Source organism: Paenibacillus sp. NPDC058071, assembly GCF_042885235.1.
Taxonomy (GTDB): Bacteria; Bacillota; Bacilli; order Paenibacillales; family Paenibacillaceae; genus Pristimantibacillus.
Window position 1 is genome coordinate 164,373 of record NZ_JBHVSK010000008.1, and the last position, 21,270, is coordinate 185,642.

Consider the following 21,270-nt stretch of genomic DNA (forward strand, 5'->3'; position numbering starts at 1 on the left):
CAGTTATTGATTACGGTATGAACACGAATGGCAGGTTAATACTTAAAATAACTGCTTTATTGCAGTTATTCCTTCTTTTCTAGCCTTATCCGAGGAAATAAATGCAAAAGGGCAGTTATTTCATAACATGCCTGGAACTGATGGAGTGAATAAAAAAAGCATCCCGCTTCACGTAAAGCGTGAACCGGGATGCCCTTTTGCTATATTGGGAGTTCCTCGTAATGTTCTACTAATGCTAGTTTAGTTCAACTTCAGGACAGATGCGTCGTTAATATCATACAGGGTGCCTTTGCCGCTTTTAACAAGCTTGCTAATTTGGTTATAGGCTTTTCCGCTTTTCGGAGCGATCGCATCGAACGTCACTTTATTCGCCGTCAAACTTTTCTGGATATCCTCAATAGTATAACTAGACTTGCCCGAAGTAGCGCTTTTTTCGTGAACCGTTGCATCGGTGATAAAAATAATTCTTTTATCGTTCTTTCTGCCCGACAGTTCACTGATCGCCTTCTGAATAGCTTCCAATCCCGACTCCGGCTCGTCCGCTCCGCCGTAAGCTACCAGCTTGCTTAGCTGATCCTTCAGTAACTTCTTCTGATTCGTAAAACCAAAGGACTCGAAAGCGGGACTTTTACTGTTCACATAGTTAATATCGCGATACCCAATGATTGAGAAATTAGAACCGGACGGCACCGAATCTACGAAACGGCTGACCGTTTCTTTCACATAATCAATCGTTTCTCCCATACTACCCGTCACATCGATGACAAACACAATATCCGAAGGCTTCGTAATTCCTTTAGAGATCTTTTGCAAAATTGGCGACGAAACTTCTGTTTTGCCTCCCGCGTCCGTTGATGATTGCTCGCTTTCAACAGTTGTCGGGATATTGATTACATATTGGAAAATAATAACTGAGCTTGAAACGCTGCTCCACTCCACCGCTGCGCCAAGCGCCTCGCTTACGAATCGAATAGGAACCATTGTGCTGCCGTTAATTAATTGCGGTGCTGTATTCAGTGAGACTGCCACGCCATTCACATAGGCTGTAGTAGACCCAATTTTTAAAACAATCGTTGTATCTCCCCGTACTGCCGTAACTGTTTGCGTCGAATTCTCCCATTTCACGGTTGCGCCCAGTGCTTCGAAAATCGCACGAAACGGAACCAATACATTGCCGTTCAGATTGACCGGGGGCTGCGTATAAATCTGGTGCATCCCTTCAATATAGACTGCAATCTTTCCGGTCTCGTAACGGATAGGGATAAATTGCGGGTTAGAAGCCGCAAATCCTCCGTATTGCGTCTCGGTTTTCAAATAAACATAATAGCCGCCCGCAGGCAGTCCCAGCTTCAGCATTGAAAAGGAGGTTGAGCTTGAGCTGCTTGTGTTTATGCGGACTCGTTTAACCACATTCCCTTTTTCATTTTTAATAATGATATACGTATGATAGCCCGACTTCCGTATCTCCGATTTGGCTGTTACGGTAATCGTGTAATTGCGATTCAATGTAATGGTGCCTGGGAAACTCTCTCCACTTGGCACTAGAAACTCCAGTTCCGGTTCGACATTTGGCTCAGGGAACGGAGTTACCCATGGTTCAGGTGTTGCGGTTGCCGTCGGCTCAGGTTTCGGTGTTGCCGTTGGCTTCGGTGTTGCCGTTGGCCTCGGTGTTGCTGTTGGCTTCGGTGTTGCTGTTGGCTTCGGTGTTGCTGTTGGCTTCGGTGTTGCTGTTGGCTTCGGTGTTGCTGTTGGCTCAGGATTCGGGGTTGTCACCGGAACCGAAGGGGAAGTCGATCCCGTCTCTTCTCCAGGTGATCGAATACCTGCGATCGAGCTTTCAGGGAAATAAAAATAGATCCTCGAATCACTGAACGGCGCTCTTCGTTTCTCTGAGATTGTTACTGTAAGCGTCTGATGATCGAATTTAAACTCCGAAGAGCTGAGCTTTAACCCATTTATGTAAAGATTTGCATTTTTACTAGAGTTGAGGGTATAACGGGACGGTACCTGAAAAACTTTATTGAATCCGTCTCCTCCGCTCAAGGAATAACCGATGTTGGATTTGCCTGATATTCCTTGTCCCCATTCAAACCCAGGGACAATTAAATATTGAATCGACAGCTCGGCCCCGCTGTCAGGCGCCTTATTCAACGTTACTATCTGGTTTTCATAATCAATCGTGTACTCTGATGAATCTACTTTAAGACCATTCTTAACCAACTCGACCCGAGTGGACTTCTCAATCGGGTTGACCGTAAAGAATTGGAATGTGGTATTCTTTCCATCTCCGTCTTTTAATAAATTGATGAGATAATCGCCTTCCTTAAATTCGATACTTTGATTTGCACTAGCTGTTCCACCAAACAGCAAGAGAAAACCGACTGCCATAAAAAAGATCATTCTACCTTTCATCTGCATCACTCCATTACGATTGACATTGTTGTATAGAACCCCGTTTCATTCCACAATGTGGAAACGACATACTTCCTTACTTTACCATAATTTAATCATTCATTGAACCCATATCGAGTGAAATAGATAGATTCGGTAATGAATCTTGAATTATTACAGTTTTTTAAAAAAAAGAAAACCCCGGCGATTGGCCGGGATCCATAGATTTGTTTTATTGGCAATTTCAACAGGATGTCATGGCTCAAACAAAATAACGGCAAGGAGCGGAACAAGAAACTCGCGCTACTTTGCCGTTATCTTTTCTTGCTTGGAGTAAGCCAGTCCTTCATGGCTCGCAACCCTCGTTGCTTTCAACATTGTGCGTCTGTGATTGTCCATAGCCATAAACAAGCAAAAAGCGCCAATCATAATCAGTAAAAAGGTCATGAGCGGAAACAACACGGTCATATTCAAACTCCTCCGCCTCCATAGGAACGAGAATCATTATCATCATTATACCCCATTTTTATGATCGTTCAATAGTGAATATCTCCAATTCGTCCCTCTCCCTCCTTGCGGATAAAATGTTGGCTATAGGAAACATTAATGGCAGCAGGACACATTTACCCGACGGAGGTTCGCATGTTCTATTTGTACAGTCTTGCCCTTCTTTTCGGAGGATTGACGGGCATCAACTTCATTTTTTCCTATCAAAGCAAGCATATCGACCCTCATTTTTGGACCACGGTTAAGTTTCAACTCATGATGCTGCCGGCATTTTTAGTTACGAATTTATGCATCCGCTATGGCGTTAAATTCGGCATGAAGGCCGTTCAGCAATTAGGATTTGTGTTGGTTACCGCCAAATGCATGGAGATTTTAATTTCAATTTGGATGGGTTACCTGTTTCTGAAGGAGCTCCCTACTTGGAGAACATGGGCGGGACTATGCATCATTGCGGTCGGTCTTGTTCTTGTTAAACAAAAATAGGCTCAGTTACCGGGGAGAACGCTACGGGACAGAGGGTTCTTTGCCGCCACATACTAAAAAGATGCAGAAGCACAACCCGGTGCTGCTGCATCTTTATCGTTACGCTTGTTGTGCTTGTTGTGCTTGTTGCGCTTGTTACGCTCTTGTTTATCCTCACTCTACTGCTGATGTGAGACTAGCTTGCCTGGCTCGGTTACCGTCTCGATGAACCAGCAGCCTTAGTCCGTTGAGAATGACAAGAAGGGTACTTCCTTCGTGTCCGACAACGCCGATCGGAAGCGATATGCCTTGAATGAAATTGGCGGCGATTAGCAAAAGGATAACTGCCAGCGCAAAACTGATATTTTGTCTGATGATGGCTGCCGTTCGTTTGCCAAGCGCGATCGAATCGGCAATCTTAGTCGTATCGTCGTTCAACAGCACGAGGTCGGCCGTATCAAGCGCAGCATCGCTTCCCGCCGCTCCCATCGCAATTCCCACGGTAGCCGCCGCCAGTGCGGGCGCATCGTTCACCCCATCGCCAACCATTGCCACATAGCCAAATGTCTCTTTCAGTTCCTTCACCCGGTTCACTTTGTCTTCCGGCAATAGATTGGCATACACGTGCTCGATACCCAGTTCCTGCGCAATAGCCTGTGCCGTTCGCGCCTGATCCCCTGTCAGCATCGCCACCTGAACACCCGCTTGCCGCAGCATGGCAACCGCCTGCTTAGCTTCGGGCCGGACCGTGTCTCGCAAGGCAATCACCCCTGTTACACCGTGCGAGTTATGCATCACCGTTACCGTCTTTCCTTCTCGTTCCAACTGGTCAATAACAGCGGACAGCTCCTCCGTCCTCGATGAATCGTTCAGGAAAGCAGGCTTGCCTATTTTCCACAAGTCGCCGTTCCACTGTGCCTGTATCCCCCAGCCGGTCAGCATTTGAAAATCAGAAGGCCGTTCGATCTCTTTGCCTCTCGACTGAGCCTCCTGAACAATTGCTTTGGCGAGCGGATGCCCGGACAAGCTTTCAAGCGATGCAGCGATTCGCAGTACTTCGGATTCGTCTAACCCTTGAAAAGCACGGATATCCGTTACAACCGGTTTCCCCAATGTCAGCGTACCGGTCTTGTCGAAAGCAACCGCCTTGATTCGAGCCAGATTTTCCAAATGCGCCCCTCCTTTGAACAAAAGCCCCTTTCTTGCACTGCTGGATATAGCTGAAAGCATAGCGGGCATAATGGAGGCGACCAGTGCGCAAGGGGATGCGACAACGAGAAAAACCATCGCTTTATAAAAGGCTGTTTCCCACGGCAGGTTGAAAAGAAACGGCGGAACCGCTATGAGAAGCAGGGAAATCAAAATGACAATTCGCGCATAAATGCGCTCAAATCGTTCCATAAACCGCTGCGATGCCGGCTTCTCGCTTTGCGCTTCCTGCACGAGACGAATAATTTTCGAGAATAACGTCGACTCGCTCGGCTGAGTGACCTGCACGAACAAAGCGCCTTGACCGTTCAGCGTTCCAGCGAACACCTCATCCCCTGCGCTTTTATCGGCCGGAACGGATTCTCCGGTAATCGAGGATTGGTTCACGGAAGACGACCCTTCGATCACTACGCCATCAGCCGGAACCCGTTCTCCAGGTTTTACGACTACAATGTCTCCCACATTCAGCGACTCAATCGCAACAACTGTCTCGACTTCATCTTCCAGTCGTATGGCTGTTTCCGGTTTTAAATCCTTTAACGATGCAATATCGCGGCTGCTGCGATCCATCGTGTAGCTCTCCAATGCGCCGCTGAGCGAAAATATAAAGATGAGTACGGCTCCCTCCGTCCAATAACCGATGCTGGCCGCCCCGATGGCAGCGACGATCATCAGCAAATTGACATCCAAATCGCGCTCTTCGATTAGCGTACGCAGTCCCTCTCTCGCCTTCACGAACCCTCCGACCGCAAAGGCAATCAAATAGAAGCTGACCGCCCATAAATGGGAAACGCCTTCGAGACTCCATGCAATTGCAATAAAGAGCCCGCTCGCCAATGCCGCCAGCGCTTCCCCGTAACGGATAAGCCACTGTTTTCCCCCTGCCATGCTGGTTAAAGGCGAAACCTCCCGCTCCTTCACGCAACCGTCTGCTGTATGCATGCTTGGATCCATCATAACCACTCCTTATATTGATAATGACTTCCATTATTGACTCCCTTAAAACACCAAATGCTGCTCCAATAAGGAGCAGCATTTGTATAAAAATGATTTTCTATATTCATTTTTTGGGCCTTGCTATCGTTTCTTGCTTCCGATTATACTCCCGCTTTTCAAAAAAGGAAAGGGGCTAAATCACAATTACAATGACATTGTCATGATTAATCCCCGCTTGCTTTCAGCGAAGCCAGCCACCGGGCTACCGTCTCGATTTCCTCGTCCGTCAGCCTTGTCTGGTATGCCGGCATTTTCTCGCCGCCCTCTCGGATTTGTTTGGCAATTTGCGTCTCGTTCAGCCTCTCGCCCACTTGACGCAAATCCGGTCCAACCTTTCCTTGCAGGTCTGACGCATGGCAGGCCATACAGTTTGCCCCATACAATTCTAAAGCTTGCTCAGCCCGAACTTCGTAATCGGAATCATGTGCTTCTTGATTGTCGGTTGATCTGGCCCCGCAGCCCGTACCGATTGCCACAACTAGCAGACAAATCATAAAGATCGCTTGAATGTTTTTCATTTATCCTCACGGGTATCCCGGTCATCTTCCGCTTGCTGTATCATCTCTTTTGTTCCCGCTCTGAATTCTCTAAGCGTCGTGCCGATTGCCCGGCCAAGCTGCGGCAGCTTGGATGGACCGAACAGAAGCAGAGCAATGAGAACGAGCAGAATAATGCCAGATGCGCCAATGTTAAACGGCATGCGGATCATCATCTCCATTTCAACTTAAAATCAGATCAGGCAGCAACCAAAAGCGCTGTGGCATACATCAAAATGATGCCTAACGCAACGCTGCTGAAATTTCGCCACGAAAACAAGGAAAGCTGGTACTGCGCAGATTCCTTCATGATCATTTTCGTAATGACATAAATCACTTGCACGATCGCGCCAGCGCCAATTCCAAAGAACAGCGCTCCAAGCGTATTGTTGAGGATAAGTCCTCCCGACCACACGCCTAGAATAGCAGGGCCTCCGCCAATAAGAGCCAGCAAGGCGAATGTTCGCCAGGTTGGGCGTCCTTTCGTCAATGGAGCAGCGATCCCGATCCCTTCCGTCAAGTTATGCAAGGTAAAGCCGATCACCAAGAACGTTCCCAGTGCCGCCTCCCCCACAGCAAATGCCGTACCGATCGCCAATCCCTCTCCAAAATTGTGTAGTCCAATGCCAGCAGCCAATTTATAGGCTAACGGCTTGCCTTCAGCCGCGTTGTCCCGATACTTCTTCCGATTCGATTGGTCAATCGCCGCCAGAAGCAGGAAGGTGAGGAAGGCGCCGAACCAGACCAAGCCTGTTCCCTTAAAAAGGGACGGGGCTACCGCCGCCAATTCCAATCCTTCGCCGAACGTATCCACGACCAAAAAGAACAGCAGCCCTATTGTAAAAGCGAGCACCGCATGCATGCCCCGCTTTGAAAACCGCCGCAAAAACGGGAACCACAACAAACCGAGAGCGACAGGAACGACACCGACATATAAGCCGATCAGCGCGTATTTCCAGATACGCTCGCCATTAAGCTCGGGCGTCTTAAACGCAACCGCGATTTCCTGATCGAAAATAACGCTGTTGCTTGAAATCATACGCACTTCATGGGCATCGCCTTCAACCCACGGATAAGGAATCGTTACCGTCGCACGGCCCATACGCGGAATCGTCTCGTTCGGCTCCACATTAAAATTCCAGTAGGCGTCATCGATCATGATCTGAGCAATGGTAAGCTCCTGCGGACCCGAATTCATCACCTTAAGCGTGATGCCGTCGTCCGTTAGAACCGTTTTTTCAACATTCAAGCTTTCGATTGGAGCTGGCGAATCTTCATTGATTCCCGTTCCGAACGTCAAAATGGCTGTAAGGATAGCTGCTAAAAGTACAACGGGCAGTATGGCCCATAGCAGCATGTTTCCATTTCCATTCTTCGCTTTGCCGGGAGACACGCTTGCATTCGTTTGCAACTGACCCAACCTCCTTCCCTCCTCTTATTCGGCTTCAAAGAAGCCCATCCACCCAAGCTCCGTAAATTCGCTTACGTGAGCATGAAACATATACTTGCCGGGAGCAGGGAATACAATTTCGACTATGCCGCGCTCGCCCTGCATCTGAGAAATGGTATCCGTATAGTACGGACGCGCGTCCGGATCGGCGCCCGTCGCATAATAATTGAAAAATGCCGCATGCAGGTGAAAAGAATTAATGAGATCAAACTCCAGAAAATTGCTCAAATAGATCCGTACTAGCTTTCCAGCCTTCACTTTGATCGGTTCCTGCATGAAAGCGAAAGCGTAGGAATTTACCGCGTACACTTCGTTTTCTCCGTCAAAATCAATGTCGAATCCGTTCATCACCATCGAAAATTCCTGCGCCGGCGCTCTTGGCGTTTTCGGATCAATGATGAAATTTCCGTACATTCCTTTCTCAATATGCTTCCTAAAAGGTTGTACGTGGCAATGGTAAACCATCATACCGGCCGGCTTCGCCTCAAACTCATAGATGAACGTCCCGCCAGGAGGAATCGGCTCCAGTCCGTCCATATTAGTCGGATGTATGCCGTGAAAATGAATGGAGTGCGGATGAGAAGTTGCATTGATGAATGTAATCCTCACAATGTCGCCCTCCGTGCAGCGGATCGTAGGCCCGGGGACCGTGCCATTGTAGGTCCAGCCCGGATACTTGAGGCCCTTCATAATTTCGATTTCCTTCTCCAGCGCCGTCATCTCGTAATCCCGGATCGTTCGGCCATCTGCGGATGTGCTGACTTTTCCGTAGTCGAAGTTGGTCAGCGCTTGGCGGGCCATCAGGAAGCCCTCCGTCTCTTCCGCTCCAGGTTCATAACCGTGCTGCATCCCGTGAGCGCCTTTTCCCTTGTTATTGTGCGCATTGTGAGATTCCGCGCTGGCTATATTCCCAAGCAAGGAACCCGGGTTGAGCAAAGCGCTGCCGATCAATACAGCCGCCCCTGCTGCTCCTGTTTTCAAGAAGTTTCGTCGTGAAAACGATTTGTTTTGATCCATTATGGCCTTCCCTCCACTACGAATTGTATAAGGTAAATTTTTTTGTCCTATGGCAACTTTTTATCCAAAAAAAGAGAGAAATTCATTCCTGATGCAGATTATACGCCCGGCTTTCGGGAATGTAAAGAACATTTTTTGTTCTTGACCACATTTGTTGCACAAGGGAAAAATAAAAGAATCAGTAGAAAGCGGAACAGGTAATTTCAGAGGCCAAATAAAGAATGGAAAATGGTAGGCGGGTTAAACTAACGAGGTAAATTTTATCAATCCGCCGTAAGTCTTCACTGATCCAGCAGTGCTAAGGGGGAAAATCTCATGTTCAATAGGTTCAAGCGGCCGCTGACCAAGAGCCGTACAGCGAATAAGGAAATCATTCATGAGGATAATGATTTATCACAGAAGTTTTTGGACCCCTCTCTTCATCACAACGAGCAGTATTTGAAAGAGGTTTTTCATAACTGCTCGGATGTCGTGTATCGCTCTCTTTCTATTGAAGAAGGGATTCATCTGTTGGTCATTTATGTAAACGGCTTGGTTGACGCGAAAGGACTTGAAGAGCTGCTTCTGGCGCCGCTCATTGCGGCTGGGCATAATCCGGACGTCAACAAGCTTATTTACTTTAAAGAAGTAATCGCTCAGCAAGCTGTCGCAATTCGAGATACCCAGCTCGTTAATGATACCTCACAGCTCGTTAAAGGAATTCTAAACGGGAAAATTGCGCTGCTCGCCGATGGAGAAACACAAGCTTTGCTCGGCAATATGAGCGAGTATGAGAAACGGCCAATCGGGGAGCCTGGAACAGAATCCGTCGTGCGTGGACCTAGAGAGGGCTTTACGGAATCGCTCAACACCAATATCACCTTAATACGCCGCAGAATGCGCAGTTCAAAGCTGAAATTCGAGCCGACTATTATAGGCAAGATGTCTCAAACGCAAGTATCCATCTCCTACATAGAGGGCATTGTGAAGCCCGAGACATTGGAGGAAGTACGCAAGAGACTTAATAACATCAATACCGACGCCATCTTAGATTCGGGATATATTGAGGAATTTATTGAGGACACTCCGCATTCGCCCATTCCTTTAGTTCAGAACACGGAACGGCCGGATGTTGTGCTATCTAGCTTGTTGGAAGGCAAAGTTGCGATTATGGTTGACGGTACGCCATTCGTACTCATAGTTCCGATGACCATCTGGTCGGCCATCCATGCAGCGGAAGATTATTATGAGCATTTCATCTACACCAGCGCGATTCGATTATTGCGCTTTTCCCTGCTCAGTGTATCCTTTTTGCTTCCGTCTATTTATGTAGCGACCACAACCTTTCACCCTCAACTCATTCCAGAAGCATTATTATTAACAATCGCTGGCGCCAGAGAAAATATCCCATTCCCAACGGTTGTCGAAACGTTATTTATGGAGGTTATTTTCGAAGCATTGCGAGAGGCCGGCATTCGATTGCCCAAGCCGGTTGGTTCTGCGGTAAGCATGGTAGGCGGGCTCGTTCTCGGAGAGTCAGCGGTGCATGCTGGAATAGTAGCAGCCCCGACGGTAATTGTGGTTGCCTTTACCGGCATTGCTTCTTTTTCTTTGCCTCGATACAACCTGGGACTGGCTTTCCGGCTGTTGCGGTTCCCGCTCTTGCTGTTGGCCGGCAGCTTAGGCATTTACGGGGTCGGCTTCGGCGTTATTGCGCTCCTGATCCATTTAGTCAATCTCAGTTCGTTTGGGGTTCCTTATCTTGCGCCGGTTATACCCAATACCACTAGCGACTTAAAAGATATTTTCATTCGTGTGCCCCGTTGGAAAATGAATGAGCGGCCCGCCTTTTTAGTCAACGAAAATGTGACGCGCACTCCTAAACAGGAGCCAATCACGAGTAAAGGAGCCGAGAATGAAGATGGCATGTAAGTTAAGGTCATAGGAGGATTGGAGATGCGCATATCTGGCAAACAGTTGTTTTGGCTTGTTTTCAGTATCGAAATCGTATTGACCATGCTGTACTCCGTATCTGCTGCCATAACGGAAGCCAGTCAAGACGCATGGATGTCCATGATATTTGCTGGATTACTTGGACTTGGCATCGTATTCCTCATTGTGAAATTGAGCATGCGGTATCCCCGGCAAACGTTTGTGCAGTACAGCCAAACTATTTTAGGGAAATGGATGGGCAGAGTCGTCATTATCCCTTACTTTGTCATGTGGATGTACTTGAACAGCATGGCACTGCGCAACTCTGCCGATTTCGTTTATTTAGCCTTGTTTACGAAAACGCCTTTGTACGTCATTATGGCTACCTTAATCGTCCTAGTCGTCTATGTTGTGTTCACAGGAGGCATTGTCGGTATCGCGCGTTGCGGGGAGCTATTAGGTCCGATCATTTTGGTTGTGATTCTAGGCACTTGCATGCTAAGTGTTAATCATCTGGACTGGCATCAGTTAACGCCGGTATTTGCCGATAGCGGTTGGATGGGCATCATGAAGGGGACAATTCCTGCAGTTGCTTTCTATGGCGATGTCATTATGTTCACGATGATCTTCACTTTTCTGTCGAATCCAAAGCAGGCCATGTCAAAAACAATGTGGGGAATGGCGCTTTCCGCTATTTTAGTTTTGATTGCGACTATGATGGTCATTATGACCTTTGGCTCCGATCTATCTGCTAGAATGTGGGCGCCCTTTTTCGGGATGACCCGCTTTGTTTCCGTGCTTGGCTTTATCCAGAACGTAGACATTCTTGTGGTTGTGATCTGGCTGTTCTCCGCTTTTATCAAGCTGTCGCTCTTCCTGTTTGTAACCGCATATGGAACCGCACAATGGCTGAATATTAAAAACTGGCGGAACATGATTTGGGTTCTCGTACCGGTTATTTTCGTTCTCGCGCTCTTGCCGCAGAATGCGATAGCCCCCGTAAAAGAGTACGTTCAGCAATATTGGACCCCCTATGCCATTCCTATTAATGTCGTCGGTATCCCGCTGTTATTATGGCTCGTTTCCGTTATACGCGGCAAGAGCTCGCAGAGAAAGGAAGAGACCAATTGAGATCAAAATGGCGATGGGTGAAACTGTTTCCCGTTATTCTCCTTATGCTGCTAACTACCGGATGCTGGGATCGCAGAGAGCTGAACGATCAAGCGCTTATTTTTGCCTGGGGCATGGATTTGAATGACAATGGCAGTTATAAAGCTACAGCCCAGTTCGCCATTCCTCGTCAATTAGGCAATAGCGATTCCATTCCTGGCAAAACATCCTTCATCATTTCCGGGAAGGGCGGGAGTGTCTATGAGGCCGCGAAAGATATTCAAACGAAAGTATCCCGGGCATGGTTCGCCGGCCATCGCCGCGTCATTCTTATTGGCGAGAGATTAGCCAAGCACGGGCTTTCCAATATACTGGATGAGTACAGCCGCAATCCAATCGTCCGCCTTCGTACCGACATGATTATTATTAAGGGAAATACGGTGGAGGAACTCCTCGATTTATCCTATCCATTGGAGCAGCTGCCGGCTAACGCCTTCTTCAGGATTCATGAAGCATCCGATATGAACCCTGATTTAACTCTGCTTAATTTCTTAATGGCGAATGCAAGCGAGGAGAGCTGTCCCATTCTGCCAGTCGTCACGATTCACACCGATCCCGATATGGGTTTAAAATTGTGGGGCATCGCCGTCTTCGATAAAGAGACCAAGATGGCGGGTTATTTGCCATTAAAGAAAGGTTTAATCGTGCAATGGATCAAAGGGCAGCTCGGCTCTACCATTCGTCAAGTCAAAGTCCCTGGAGAAGAAGGCAACATTATTGTAGAAGTCAATCATTTATCGGCTAAAATTCAAACGTCCGTCCATGAGGACGATATTCGGATTCATGTCGCCCTTGGCGGCAAGGGTATTTTGAGAGAGAACAATACACATCTGGATCTTTCCCATTCAAAAAATATTTCGCTCGTTCAGCAGCAACTAAGTAAGCAAACTTCCGCGGAGGTCAAGCGTGTCATTAAGGAGATACAAGCTATGGGCACGGATATACTCGGAGCGGGTTTGGCTATACACCGTCAGCATCCTTACCAATGGAAATCCATGAAAGAAGAATGGCCTAAGCATTTCAAACAAGCCGAGTTTGACGTAAAGGTTAACATTGATTTGGAGGAAACCGGGATGACGGGACCGTCCATGATTCAAAAGAAAAATGAAATTCGTTCCTAAAGACTAAACGGTTCAAAACCGGAATCAGTGCTTGACTTTAAGTGAGGGAAAAGCGCTGCGGAGCAGAGGGTTCTTCCGATTGCCATTAAAGCCTGATTCCTTTATTTTATTGAGGTTTGAGGTAGGAATCATGCTTTAAAAGCGAACACTGCCGTTTCTCCAGAATCCCTCTGCCCCTCCGCTGCTCTCTCCTGTTCAGGAGACAAAAACCTTTTACTCAGACGCCTCAATCGTTCCTTGCATCCTATTTTTTGTCACTAATCGGGCGCCGCCCATCAATAAGCTCGCTAGAAGACCAATGCAGACAAAAACCAAGCTGCACAGAAACACTTTGTCCAGCGCATGGCTAAATACTTCCCGCAGCCCCATGAGCACTTCCGGCGGCAGTGCCGCTCGTGTACTGGAATCGAGAAGCGCCTGTGGATCAAGCATCTCCTTCGCCTGTTCTGCAGAAAATGGCCCCAGCCTCTTATTGAGTTCAATCGATCCCGATGCCAGCTGCTGAGACAGGAGACTGCCGAACACGCTGACCCCGATTGTTCCGCCAATCGAGCGAAAAAATTGCGACGTCGACGTTGCGACTCCAATTGTCTTATGATCAACCGCACTCTGCGCCGCAGTGCCCACCGTTGGATAGACGGCTCCCATACCCAGACCCGTTATGATCATGCAGCCGATCATCTGTAGCTTAGTCGTGTCTACAGTTAGTTGACTTAGTAAGACAAAACCGATTGTCATGAGCGCCATGCTTACTGCCAGAATCGTACGATAAGACCATTTGCTCATCAGACGTCCTCCGACAATCGAAGTGACAATCGAGGATAGCATGAGCGGCGTTAATATATACCCGGCCGTTGAAGAAGATACTCCGATCACGCCTTGCACAAATAAGGGGATGTATACGATCGCACCGAACATGCCTGCACTCATAAAAAAACCGATGACGTTGCCGAGAGCTATCGTCCGAACTTTAAAGAGGCGAAGCGGAATAATCGGTTCTTTGGCCCTCGTCTCCATCCACAGAAACAAGGCAAGGAAGACGGCCCCTATTCCGAACAAGCCCATTATTTGCGGCGAAGTCCAAGCATACGACGTGTCGGATTCCCGATTAGCGCCGCCCAGCACCAGCGCGATTAGCACCGATACGATTGCGGCAACCAACGTTATCGCCCCGAACCAATCAATAGATACCTTCTCCGTACCCTTGCTTTCTTTCAAAGCAGTAGCAACCAGAAGCAGAGCGGCAATACCGACCGGAATGTTCATATAAAAAATCCAGCCCCAGTCCCACTGTTGGACGATCATCCCTCCGAGCGCCGGCCCGATGATGCTTGATAGGGCAAAAACAGCGCCAAACAAGCCCATAAACTTCCCTCGCTTATCCGGAGGATAAATGTCAGCGACAATCGTCATCGAAATCGGCATTAAAGCCCCCGCTCCGAGCCCTTGTATTGCTCTGAAAATAATAAGTTCCGCCATGCTTCCTGCAAACCCACATAGAACAGAACCAATAAGAAATAAAAGGAGACCGAATATATACAGTCTCTTTCGCCCAACTAAATCCGCCAATTTGCCATAGATCGGCATTGTTGATGTTGATGCCAGCATGTAGACGGTAAATACCCAGCTATAGAGAGATAATCCTCCCAACTCTTTAACGACTGTAGGCATAGCGGTTGAAATAATCGTCTGATCTAATGAAGATAGAAAAAGCCCCATCAACAACCCGATTGTGATTCTTCCCGCCCTCTGTCTTTCCGTTGCCATTCCTGCACGCTCCCTTTCTTTCTTATCTTTTTATAAAACACCGCGTAGCTTTAGCATCAGTGTGTTGTTTATAATAAAAGAAGGAAAGAAGAACAGCAACCAACAACATAGATGAGATTGTCGCATTGTTGACAGTAAGCTCTGCTATGCTGCAGAAGGCATAAAAAAGATACAAAGGAGACCGTCCATGTCTAATAATCCACTAAAGACCGATCCGCGGATAAAGCGAACACTCTCCCTCATTCGGGATGCCTTGATATCGCTTATGGATGAAAAAGGCTTCGATCAGCTCACCGTGCAAGATATAACCGAGCGCGCAGAAATTAACCGGGCTACTTTTTATCGGCATTATCAAGATAAATACGATCTTTTGAACAAAATAGTGGATGAAATCCTGCAGCAGTTTCAAACCGCCTTTGAGTTGCCGCCCGGGTTTGAAGCTCACCAATTTATACAGGATAATGATACGCCGCCGGACTCCTTTATCCGCCAGTTCGAGCAGGTCGCGGAGCATGCCCGATTTTATAAAGTCATGCTAGGCCCGAATGGCTTGCCCGGCTTCTCCCTTCGAATGGAGATGATCATTCGCGACTCTCTGAACCGCCGATCGATGATTGCTCAACCGTTTGACAGCCAAGTGGGCATCCCCCGAGATATCATTGTCCGTTATGTCGCATCCGCCCATCTTGGCATCATTATCTACTGGCTGGAAAACGATATGTCTTACTCGCCTAAATACATGGCAACGCAGCTTATCCGTCTGCATGGGTTTGGTTCTACTCACTTTTTCAAAGATAACGGCTGACCCCCGTGCTGCACTGCTGATATTGCGATATTTTATAAATAACAACTGCAAAAAGCCGCATCCTCGTGAGGATGCGGCTAAACTACTTTACCTGCTTATTTCACTTGTTGATTCTCGCTGTATTGGTATGCTCTCATCGCAACGACGAAAGCCATCTCTCTAGTCGCCGTTTCCTTCGGATTAAATTGATCACCATTGCCAGTCATGATGTTTAACGCTGCAATATCTGCAATATAATCCTGCGCCCAGACCGAAATTTGATTGCGGTCCTGATATACGACGCCTGACTGTTGAGCCGGCTCCCGCTTCAGCACTCGAGCAATCATGACCGCCATTTCTTCTCTTGTAATCGTATCGTTCGGCAGGAATCGGTCCCCGTTTCCTTTAACAACCTCCGCTGCATAAGCGGCATTGATATACGGATAGAACCAGTCCGTTGTCCGTACGTCACGGAATGAAGCTGTCTTGCCGTCGGCTTGAACGTTAAAGACTTCCACAAGCAGCTTGGCGAATTCTGCTCTAGTAATTTTGTTTTTCGGATTCAATTTTCCATTGAACCCTTGAATAAATTGTTTCTTTGTTGCTTCTAGAACAAGATCAGTCGCCCAGGAAGATACTTTAGCGCTATCGGTGTAGAAGTCAGCCAAAGTCTTGTGCTCGTTCTCAGGCTTCTCCGTGCCCGGCTTGCTTGCTCCGTCTTCTGGATCTTTGCCGCCTGCAGCCGGATCTTCTTCCCCGCCTATTGCACCGCCGCCTACATCCTTACCGAGATTAGTCGTATAGCGCCATTTCACATTATCACCTTGCTGCAGCGTATATCGGCTTGCACCGTATGACGGATAGCCATTATTTACGCTATACATCCAACCGCTGCCGCTGCCATGAACAAATTCGCCGTCGCCTGCAATAGACTCCACATAGACGCTGTTGTACTTATCGGAGAAGGAGTATTCGTAATCAATACCACGCTTATCCAGCTCTCTCCTTAATACATCCCATACCGTTTCACCTGGCGTGAATTCAACCGTTGTAGGCGATATTACATAGCCCTTATTAATCGTTAGCTTATCAATTGATAGTTGAATCGTTGATATTTCTGGTTTAGGCCCGTTACCGCCGCCTGGCTGAGTACCGCCGCCAGTTTCGGTTTTGTCCTTCACTGAATAAACGACATATTCCGTGAAGTGATCCGTTTTAACAAGGAGATCATTCCCGTGTTCAAACGCGTACTCGTGCTTGCCGCTCGCCCGTCCTTCCTGCTCGCTTGCAAACTTTTGAATCGGGGTGAGTCGGCCATTTTGAATAAATGCCGCTTCCTTGCCCTTCATACCGTTAAAGGTAAACGTTACGAACCCATTCAAAAATTGGATTGAATGATCGTCGCCGATTGTAAAGAACTCATGCACGTCATTCAATTGTTGAGTGGAAGCAATGACGCCCGCCAGTTTCGACTTCAGCGCTGCATCATTTTTATTATTAGGCGTAATCAGCTCAAGCGTTTGAATCGAATCGTTGTCTACAGCAATCCCTTGAGGGAATTCCGCTGTAATGCTGCCTCTAGAGATTGTCAGCTGCGGCAGCGGCGCATTTCCTGGCAAGCTAATGAACGTTCTCGACGCTGCCGAATCAGGAAGCTGGACGGAAACCTGCTTATCGCGATCGGATCCTTTTACCTTTATCGTATAGTCTTGGCCGTCATTAGGGACTGCAATAGGCTGGCTATCTGCCGGAAGCTCGATCGTACCGTTCGGCTCTGTTGCCTTAATGACAACATCGCTCATATCGTACAGGCTGGTTTCTCCGTTCAGATAGCGGCTGTAAGCAACCAAGGCATAAGTGCCTTGATCCGTCGCCATTTCGTTCACGCTGCCGCCTTTCGGATGAACGAATCCGCCAGTCGGAACCGCATAAGTCAATAGATTTTCGACTACGGAATGGCCCTTCTTGTTGAAACGCTTATCGGTATGCGGATCAATTCCCAGAGCGGTTAATGCAACAATGACTTGTGCGGCGCTTTGGACATTTTCCTTTTCCTTGCCTCCGCTTGCGTAGCCGCCTGCTTCGTTCTGAGCCGTGGAAAGCCAATGGAGCGCACGATCTACAGCCGCTTTAACCTCTTTCTTTTCCTCGTAGTACGGGGCTAAAGCTTGCAGCGCCATCCCTGTCATATCAGGATCAGCTTCATCATTTAAGGACCAGCCGCCGCCAGCCAGTTCATGACTGACAATATAGTCAATCAGCGCGTCACGCGTGACCGGTTTGGCAACCCCGTTTTGTACGGGAATCTCATAGGCATGACTGTCGAGCGCGATCAGTGCAAAGATCGGTCCGTTAATGCCTTGCTTAGTGACATAGTTAAAGTCGGCTAACGCTGCACTAATGTCATATCCCGCAACGTTAGAGATGTCCTTACCAATTGACGTAAGGCCTAAGATCAGTCTGGAATGCTCCGTGCTTTTGGCAGAGTGAAGCTTCCCTTTTGACATCGATTTTTTTACAGCACCAACTACATTGTTGTAATAAGTGGCGTAATAGCCTTGTGGCACCTCATAGCCCGCGCGAGCAAGCGCTAGAATGCTCCATTCCCCGCCCATCGTACCGAATGCAGGTTCTGTTACATGGTTAAAGATATAAGATAAATGCTTGTTCAGTTGCTCGGTTACGTTGATCTCGTCTTTCTTCAATCCCGGTTTTTTGGCATTGACGAAAGATTCATGCTCTTGTTCCAGCGCTCGTACTTTAGCATCAACCTCGCCCTGAGTGGCACTTTCGTCAGCAATCAGAGATTGAGCAGACTCAATCAGCTCGACATATTGATCGTATACGCCTTTTGCCACCCATTGTTGGCTTTGATAGACATCCTCTCCGTCTGTGCTGACGGAAACCGACTTCAGCTGTTCCTTGCCGTTATCAACGGCAAGCTGCAAAGCAGTCTTGTCCGCTTCCTTAACAATGACGATCCTCGGAAGAATGCTGTAGTACCCTTCTCGACTGTCCGCTGTAAAATTAGGGTTAGCTCCTACTAGCGGATCAATATTATGATGATCCCCAACAGGACTGCCGAAGCCACTCACCTTAATATGGCCGCCTTTAAGACTATAGCCGCCTTTTAAATCCGCCGGCACTTGGAATTCCACACTATTGGCCTGCGTCGTAATGTTGTATTGTCTCGAAAGACCCGTAATCCATGTCTCGTTCGGCCCAGGAAAGTTAAGCTGCGCCGCAAAATTATAAATACCCGATAATTTGTTGGCCGGGAACGATAACCCATCCAGAGTAACTTTGACTCGATCGCCAGGACCAGCCTCTTCTCCTTGACGAGTCAAGTTTTGGATCGTTACGGTCAGCGGCCTAGCCGTCATGACCTGATATTCGGCCAGCCCCGCTTTTTCGACCTTGACGATGTTGCGGCCTTCGGTCAGAAACACGCTGAATGAGCCGTTAGGATTCGCAGTCACATTATTGGAAGAGAATGTGCCGTCTCCATAGGATGCCGTTCCGGCCGCATGATTGATTTCAGGACGAAGGACGCTGACTGTGCTGCCTGCGGAAGGAGTAAACGTATACGTTGCTCCCTGCTCCGTGTTCAGGAAGTAGACGCTATCGATGTCCGCATCGAATGCGCCATTCTGAAGGTTCATAATTTTCTTGCCTTGTTGATCTTGGTTAGCCTTCTGATTGCGGACCTTGTTGCTCTCGATGCCGGTGGCAATACCGGTTTCACCTTGACCTACTGTGACAACAAACAAACCGACATTTTCCGGCCATATTGCACTATAAGGTTCATTTCCATTTGAACTGTTTACCTTAATAGCATCGTAAGACACTTTAACAACGGCCGTTCCGTTTGCTTTCGCACGGATCGTTGCATAGCCGCCGGGCTCACCTTCGGCAATATCAATAATGTTTTGGCCTGTTACAATTTCATAATGAAAATCCGGTTCGAAAAAGTAATTACCGGTTATTGAAGTGATCGTCTGCCAGCTGCGCATGCTTAAAAGCTTGAACTCGCTCCCCGGCGCCGCCAGCTTCAAATGATTTTGTTCATTCAGATTAAGATAGATATTGCCTTCCGTAGAGGTTCCACGGTTTAAAATGGAGTGAGGAGAAACCAAATTTAATTGTGCTTCCGTAATCTCCATTGCTGCATTCGCAGCGTTCGCTATGAACGTCCCTACATTGGTCAGCTTACCGTCTTGATTGACCCGGTAGTTATATTCCACATTATTTGATAATTTGTAGCGATACACTTTTTTGCCGCCCTGTATCGTCGTTTCAACAGGCTCGGTTTTTTCAAATGCAATAAAGTGCTTGAGTTTACGGCCAATGATAAGCTTTGCTTCTTCAGGTACTGTAAATGTAATCGCACGCGCTAATGGAATCGCTGTGGAAATATTTTGTGCCGTAGCAGCTAACGTAACCGTAACGCTGCTGCTTGCTGTATTATATCCCTCGAGATCACGTGCTCTAGTCGGCTCAAAAGAATAAAAATACGTGTTGCCTGTAAGAACAAGGACTGGATACTCGCCCGCAGCCGTCTTCGTTCCCCAAATGAGGGACGTATCGCTTGGGCTATTTTGACCTACTTTTACCGTGTAGTCTGTATCAACGTTCCATCCCGCATTACTTGCTTTAAAGTTCAATTGACGGAATTCAAAGGCTTGACTAGGCTGCGTCGTAATCGTTAACTTGCCGCCGCCAATCGAATTTCCGCTAGCGTCAAGTCCTTTGTAGCGATAGTCGCCGGCTGGCAGAGAGGCTTGATATACTTTATAGGTGCCTGATTGGCCTGTACCAATATCGACGAGCTGATTTTTGGCATTATAAAGCTCTAACGAAGCCGCTTTTGGCGCAACGGTAAACGTGATGCTATATTTCGTCTCTACTTCCTGCAGGCCTTGTTTTATCGCTTGGTTAAAGGCCGCTTGGGCTTGCTCGAGCGCCAATACTTTAGCGTCTATTCCATCCTGCGTTGCAGTCGAGTCAGCGATGAGCTGCTGAGCCGATACAATCAGTTGGACGAATGCATCAAGCTCCGCTTGAACAACCCAATATTCCGTTGTGCTGACATCCGATCCGTCTACGCTTACTTTTACAGAAGTCTTGGCTAACTCGGCCAATTGAATAGCGGCTGCCAATTCAGCCGTGTTCAGCTGAGCAGTTTCACCAAGCGCTTCAGTCAAATCACTCAGCGCAGCGTCAACCGCAGATTGACCGCTTTCCATATTCGTGAGCGTATGGTAAGCATTCTCGTACGCCGCTCGAACTTCTGCATCCGCAAGAATGGTTGCTTTATCTGCGCTGCTATTAATCTCCGCTACTTTCTCTGTTAATGCATCCTTATTGGCAGGAGAAATAAGCGTACCGCCATTCCCTATGTCCTCCCCATACCCATAAACCGTATACTGCCAACGGACGACATCGCCGTTATTAAGATCGACGTCCGACGCTCCGACACTCGGGAAGGAATGATTGACCGCGAAGTTCCATCCCGACTGGTAGTAGTAATCGAATTCGCCTAACCAATCTTCATCCGCTCGATCGTCTACATTTGCCGCTCCTCCGAGCGCTTGCAGGATGTAAGCAGGAAATTTGGCCTCTCCCGCACCGGGGTCATATACGCTAGATAAGTAAAAGCCGCTATCTACGGTGCCTGAATGGTCATAGTTATCTTCTCCTAGAAGCTCTGAAATAACAGCTGCCGCATTGTCCCCTTCATGAATAGGAACACGAACTGGCTCAACGACATAACCTTGCCCCAATGTAAATTTCTCAACCGCTACCGTCACATATCCTTTGACAGCATTGGCTCCCGATTGGCCCCCTGCCGCCATTGCGGCGGTTGGGCTGAACAACGAAACTAGCATTAATAGCGTTAAGCCTAATGCTATGCTTTTTTTCCATGCTTTTTGCAGTAACATGATCCGT

14 protein-coding genes are annotated in these 21,270 nt (G+C 47.9%); 5 read left to right on the top strand and 9 right to left on the bottom strand.

Features of this window, described 5'->3' with window-relative positions:
- Positions 1-240 precede the first annotated feature (240 nt).
- Positions 241-2,412, bottom strand: a complete 2,172-nt coding sequence (locus ACFVTB_RS15345; protein WP_387750575.1) for a stalk domain-containing protein — start codon at positions 2,410-2,412, stop codon at positions 241-243.
- A 282-nt stretch (positions 2,413-2,694) separates the two neighbouring features.
- Positions 2,695-2,859 (bottom strand): hypothetical protein, encoded by a 165-nt coding sequence (locus ACFVTB_RS15350; protein ID WP_387750577.1) that lies wholly within the window; start codon positions 2,857-2,859, stop codon positions 2,695-2,697.
- A gap of 174 nt (positions 2,860-3,033) precedes the next feature.
- Here ACFVTB_RS15350 and ACFVTB_RS15355 point away from each other — a divergent pair, with 174 nt between their 5' ends.
- Positions 3,034-3,381 (top strand): hypothetical protein, encoded by a 348-nt coding sequence (locus ACFVTB_RS15355; RefSeq protein WP_387750796.1) that lies wholly within the window; start codon positions 3,034-3,036, stop codon positions 3,379-3,381.
- Between the two features lie 153 nt (positions 3,382-3,534).
- On the opposite strand, the gene ACFVTB_RS15360 is transcribed toward ACFVTB_RS15355, so the two are convergent.
- The 5 genes from ACFVTB_RS15360 to ACFVTB_RS15380 form a co-directional block, all read right to left on the bottom strand.
- Complete coding sequence (locus ACFVTB_RS15360; protein ID WP_387750799.1) at positions 3,535-5,523, bottom strand: heavy metal translocating P-type ATPase; 1,989 nt, start codon at positions 5,521-5,523, stop codon at positions 3,535-3,537.
- Between the two features lie 206 nt (positions 5,524-5,729).
- Positions 5,730-6,083: a c-type cytochrome gene (locus ACFVTB_RS15365; RefSeq protein ID WP_387750580.1), complete on the bottom strand. Its 354-nt coding sequence runs from the start codon at positions 6,081-6,083 to the stop codon at positions 5,730-5,732.
- Positions 6,080-6,265 (bottom strand): twin-arginine translocase TatA/TatE family subunit, encoded by a 186-nt coding sequence (tatA, locus tag ACFVTB_RS15370; protein ID WP_387750583.1) that lies wholly within the window; start codon positions 6,263-6,265, stop codon positions 6,080-6,082. Before tatA ends, ACFVTB_RS15365 begins: the two co-directional genes overlap by 4 nt.
- Positions 6,266-6,300: 35 nt before the next feature.
- Positions 6,301-7,521 (bottom strand): ZIP family metal transporter, encoded by a 1,221-nt coding sequence (locus ACFVTB_RS15375; protein WP_387750585.1) that lies wholly within the window; start codon positions 7,519-7,521, stop codon positions 6,301-6,303.
- A 15-nt stretch (positions 7,522-7,536) separates the two neighbouring features.
- Positions 7,537-8,568, bottom strand: a complete 1,032-nt coding sequence (locus tag ACFVTB_RS15380; RefSeq protein WP_387750588.1) for a multicopper oxidase domain-containing protein — start codon at positions 8,566-8,568, stop codon at positions 7,537-7,539.
- Between the two features lie 315 nt (positions 8,569-8,883).
- Here ACFVTB_RS15380 and ACFVTB_RS15385 point away from each other — a divergent pair, with 315 nt between their 5' ends.
- Genes ACFVTB_RS15385 through ACFVTB_RS15395 form a run of 3 tightly spaced genes read left to right on the top strand, consistent with a single transcriptional unit; the run spans position 8,884 to position 12,770 of the window.
- Positions 8,884-10,479 carry a spore germination protein gene (locus tag ACFVTB_RS15385; protein WP_387750591.1) on the top strand — a complete coding sequence of 532 codons (1,596 nt, stop codon included), beginning with the start codon at positions 8,884-8,886 and terminating at the stop codon, positions 10,477-10,479.
- A 24-nt stretch (positions 10,480-10,503) separates the two neighbouring features.
- Positions 10,504-11,610: a GerAB/ArcD/ProY family transporter gene (locus tag ACFVTB_RS15390; protein ID WP_387750594.1), complete on the top strand. Its 1,107-nt coding sequence runs from the start codon at positions 10,504-10,506 to the stop codon at positions 11,608-11,610.
- Positions 11,607-12,770, top strand: a complete 1,164-nt coding sequence (locus tag ACFVTB_RS15395; RefSeq protein WP_387750596.1) for a Ger(x)C family spore germination protein — start codon at positions 11,607-11,609, stop codon at positions 12,768-12,770. Before ACFVTB_RS15390 ends, ACFVTB_RS15395 begins: the two co-directional genes overlap by 4 nt.
- Positions 12,771-12,983: 213 nt before the next feature.
- Here ACFVTB_RS15395 and ACFVTB_RS15400 read toward each other — a convergent pair whose 3' ends face one another.
- Positions 12,984-14,537: an MDR family MFS transporter gene (locus ACFVTB_RS15400; RefSeq protein ID WP_387750599.1), complete on the bottom strand. Its 1,554-nt coding sequence runs from the start codon at positions 14,535-14,537 to the stop codon at positions 12,984-12,986.
- Positions 14,538-14,724: 187 nt separating this feature from the next.
- Here ACFVTB_RS15400 and ACFVTB_RS15405 point away from each other — a divergent pair, with 187 nt between their 5' ends.
- Positions 14,725-15,342: a TetR/AcrR family transcriptional regulator gene (locus ACFVTB_RS15405; RefSeq protein WP_387750602.1), complete on the top strand. Its 618-nt coding sequence runs from the start codon at positions 14,725-14,727 to the stop codon at positions 15,340-15,342.
- 95 nt (positions 15,343-15,437) lie between these two features.
- Here the strand turns inward: ACFVTB_RS15405 and ACFVTB_RS15410 are convergent, their stop codons facing one another.
- Positions 15,438-21,263 (bottom strand): S-layer homology domain-containing protein, encoded by a 5,826-nt coding sequence (locus ACFVTB_RS15410; protein ID WP_387750604.1) that lies wholly within the window; start codon positions 21,261-21,263, stop codon positions 15,438-15,440.
- Positions 21,264-21,270 lie beyond the last annotated feature (7 nt).

Bases quoted from the DNA above. Each gene is read 5' to 3' on its own strand.
- ACFVTB_RS15345 (WP_387750575.1), bottom strand. From the start codon at position 2,412: ATGAAAGGTAGAATGATCTTTTTTATGGCAGTCGGTTTTCTCTTGCTG.
- ACFVTB_RS15390 (WP_387750594.1), top strand. From the start codon at position 10,504: ATGCGCATATCTGGCAAACAGTTGTTTTGGCTTGTTTTCAGTATCGAA.
- ACFVTB_RS15400 (WP_387750599.1), bottom strand. From the start codon at position 14,537: ATGGCAACGGAAAGACAGAGGGCGGGAAGAATCACAATCGGGTTGTTG.
- ACFVTB_RS15355 (WP_387750796.1), top strand. From the start codon at position 3,034: ATGTTCTATTTGTACAGTCTTGCCCTTCTTTTCGGAGGATTGACGGGC.
- ACFVTB_RS15350 (WP_387750577.1), bottom strand. From the start codon at position 2,859: ATGACCGTGTTGTTTCCGCTCATGACCTTTTTACTGATTATGATTGGC.
- ACFVTB_RS15385 (WP_387750591.1), top strand. From the start codon at position 8,884: ATGTTCAATAGGTTCAAGCGGCCGCTGACCAAGAGCCGTACAGCGAAT.
- ACFVTB_RS15365 (WP_387750580.1), bottom strand. From the start codon at position 6,083: ATGAAAAACATTCAAGCGATCTTTATGATTTGTCTGCTAGTTGTGGCA.
- ACFVTB_RS15405 (WP_387750602.1), top strand. From the start codon at position 14,725: ATGTCTAATAATCCACTAAAGACCGATCCGCGGATAAAGCGAACACTC.
- ACFVTB_RS15360 (WP_387750799.1), bottom strand. From the start codon at position 5,523: ATGGATCCAAGCATGCATACAGCAGACGGTTGCGTGAAGGAGCGGGAG.
- tatA (WP_387750583.1), bottom strand. From the start codon at position 6,265: ATGCCGTTTAACATTGGCGCATCTGGCATTATTCTGCTCGTTCTCATT.
- ACFVTB_RS15380 (WP_387750588.1), bottom strand. From the start codon at position 8,568: ATGGATCAAAACAAATCGTTTTCACGACGAAACTTCTTGAAAACAGGA.
- ACFVTB_RS15410 (WP_387750604.1), bottom strand. From the start codon at position 21,263: ATGTTACTGCAAAAAGCATGGAAAAAAAGCATAGCATTAGGCTTAACG.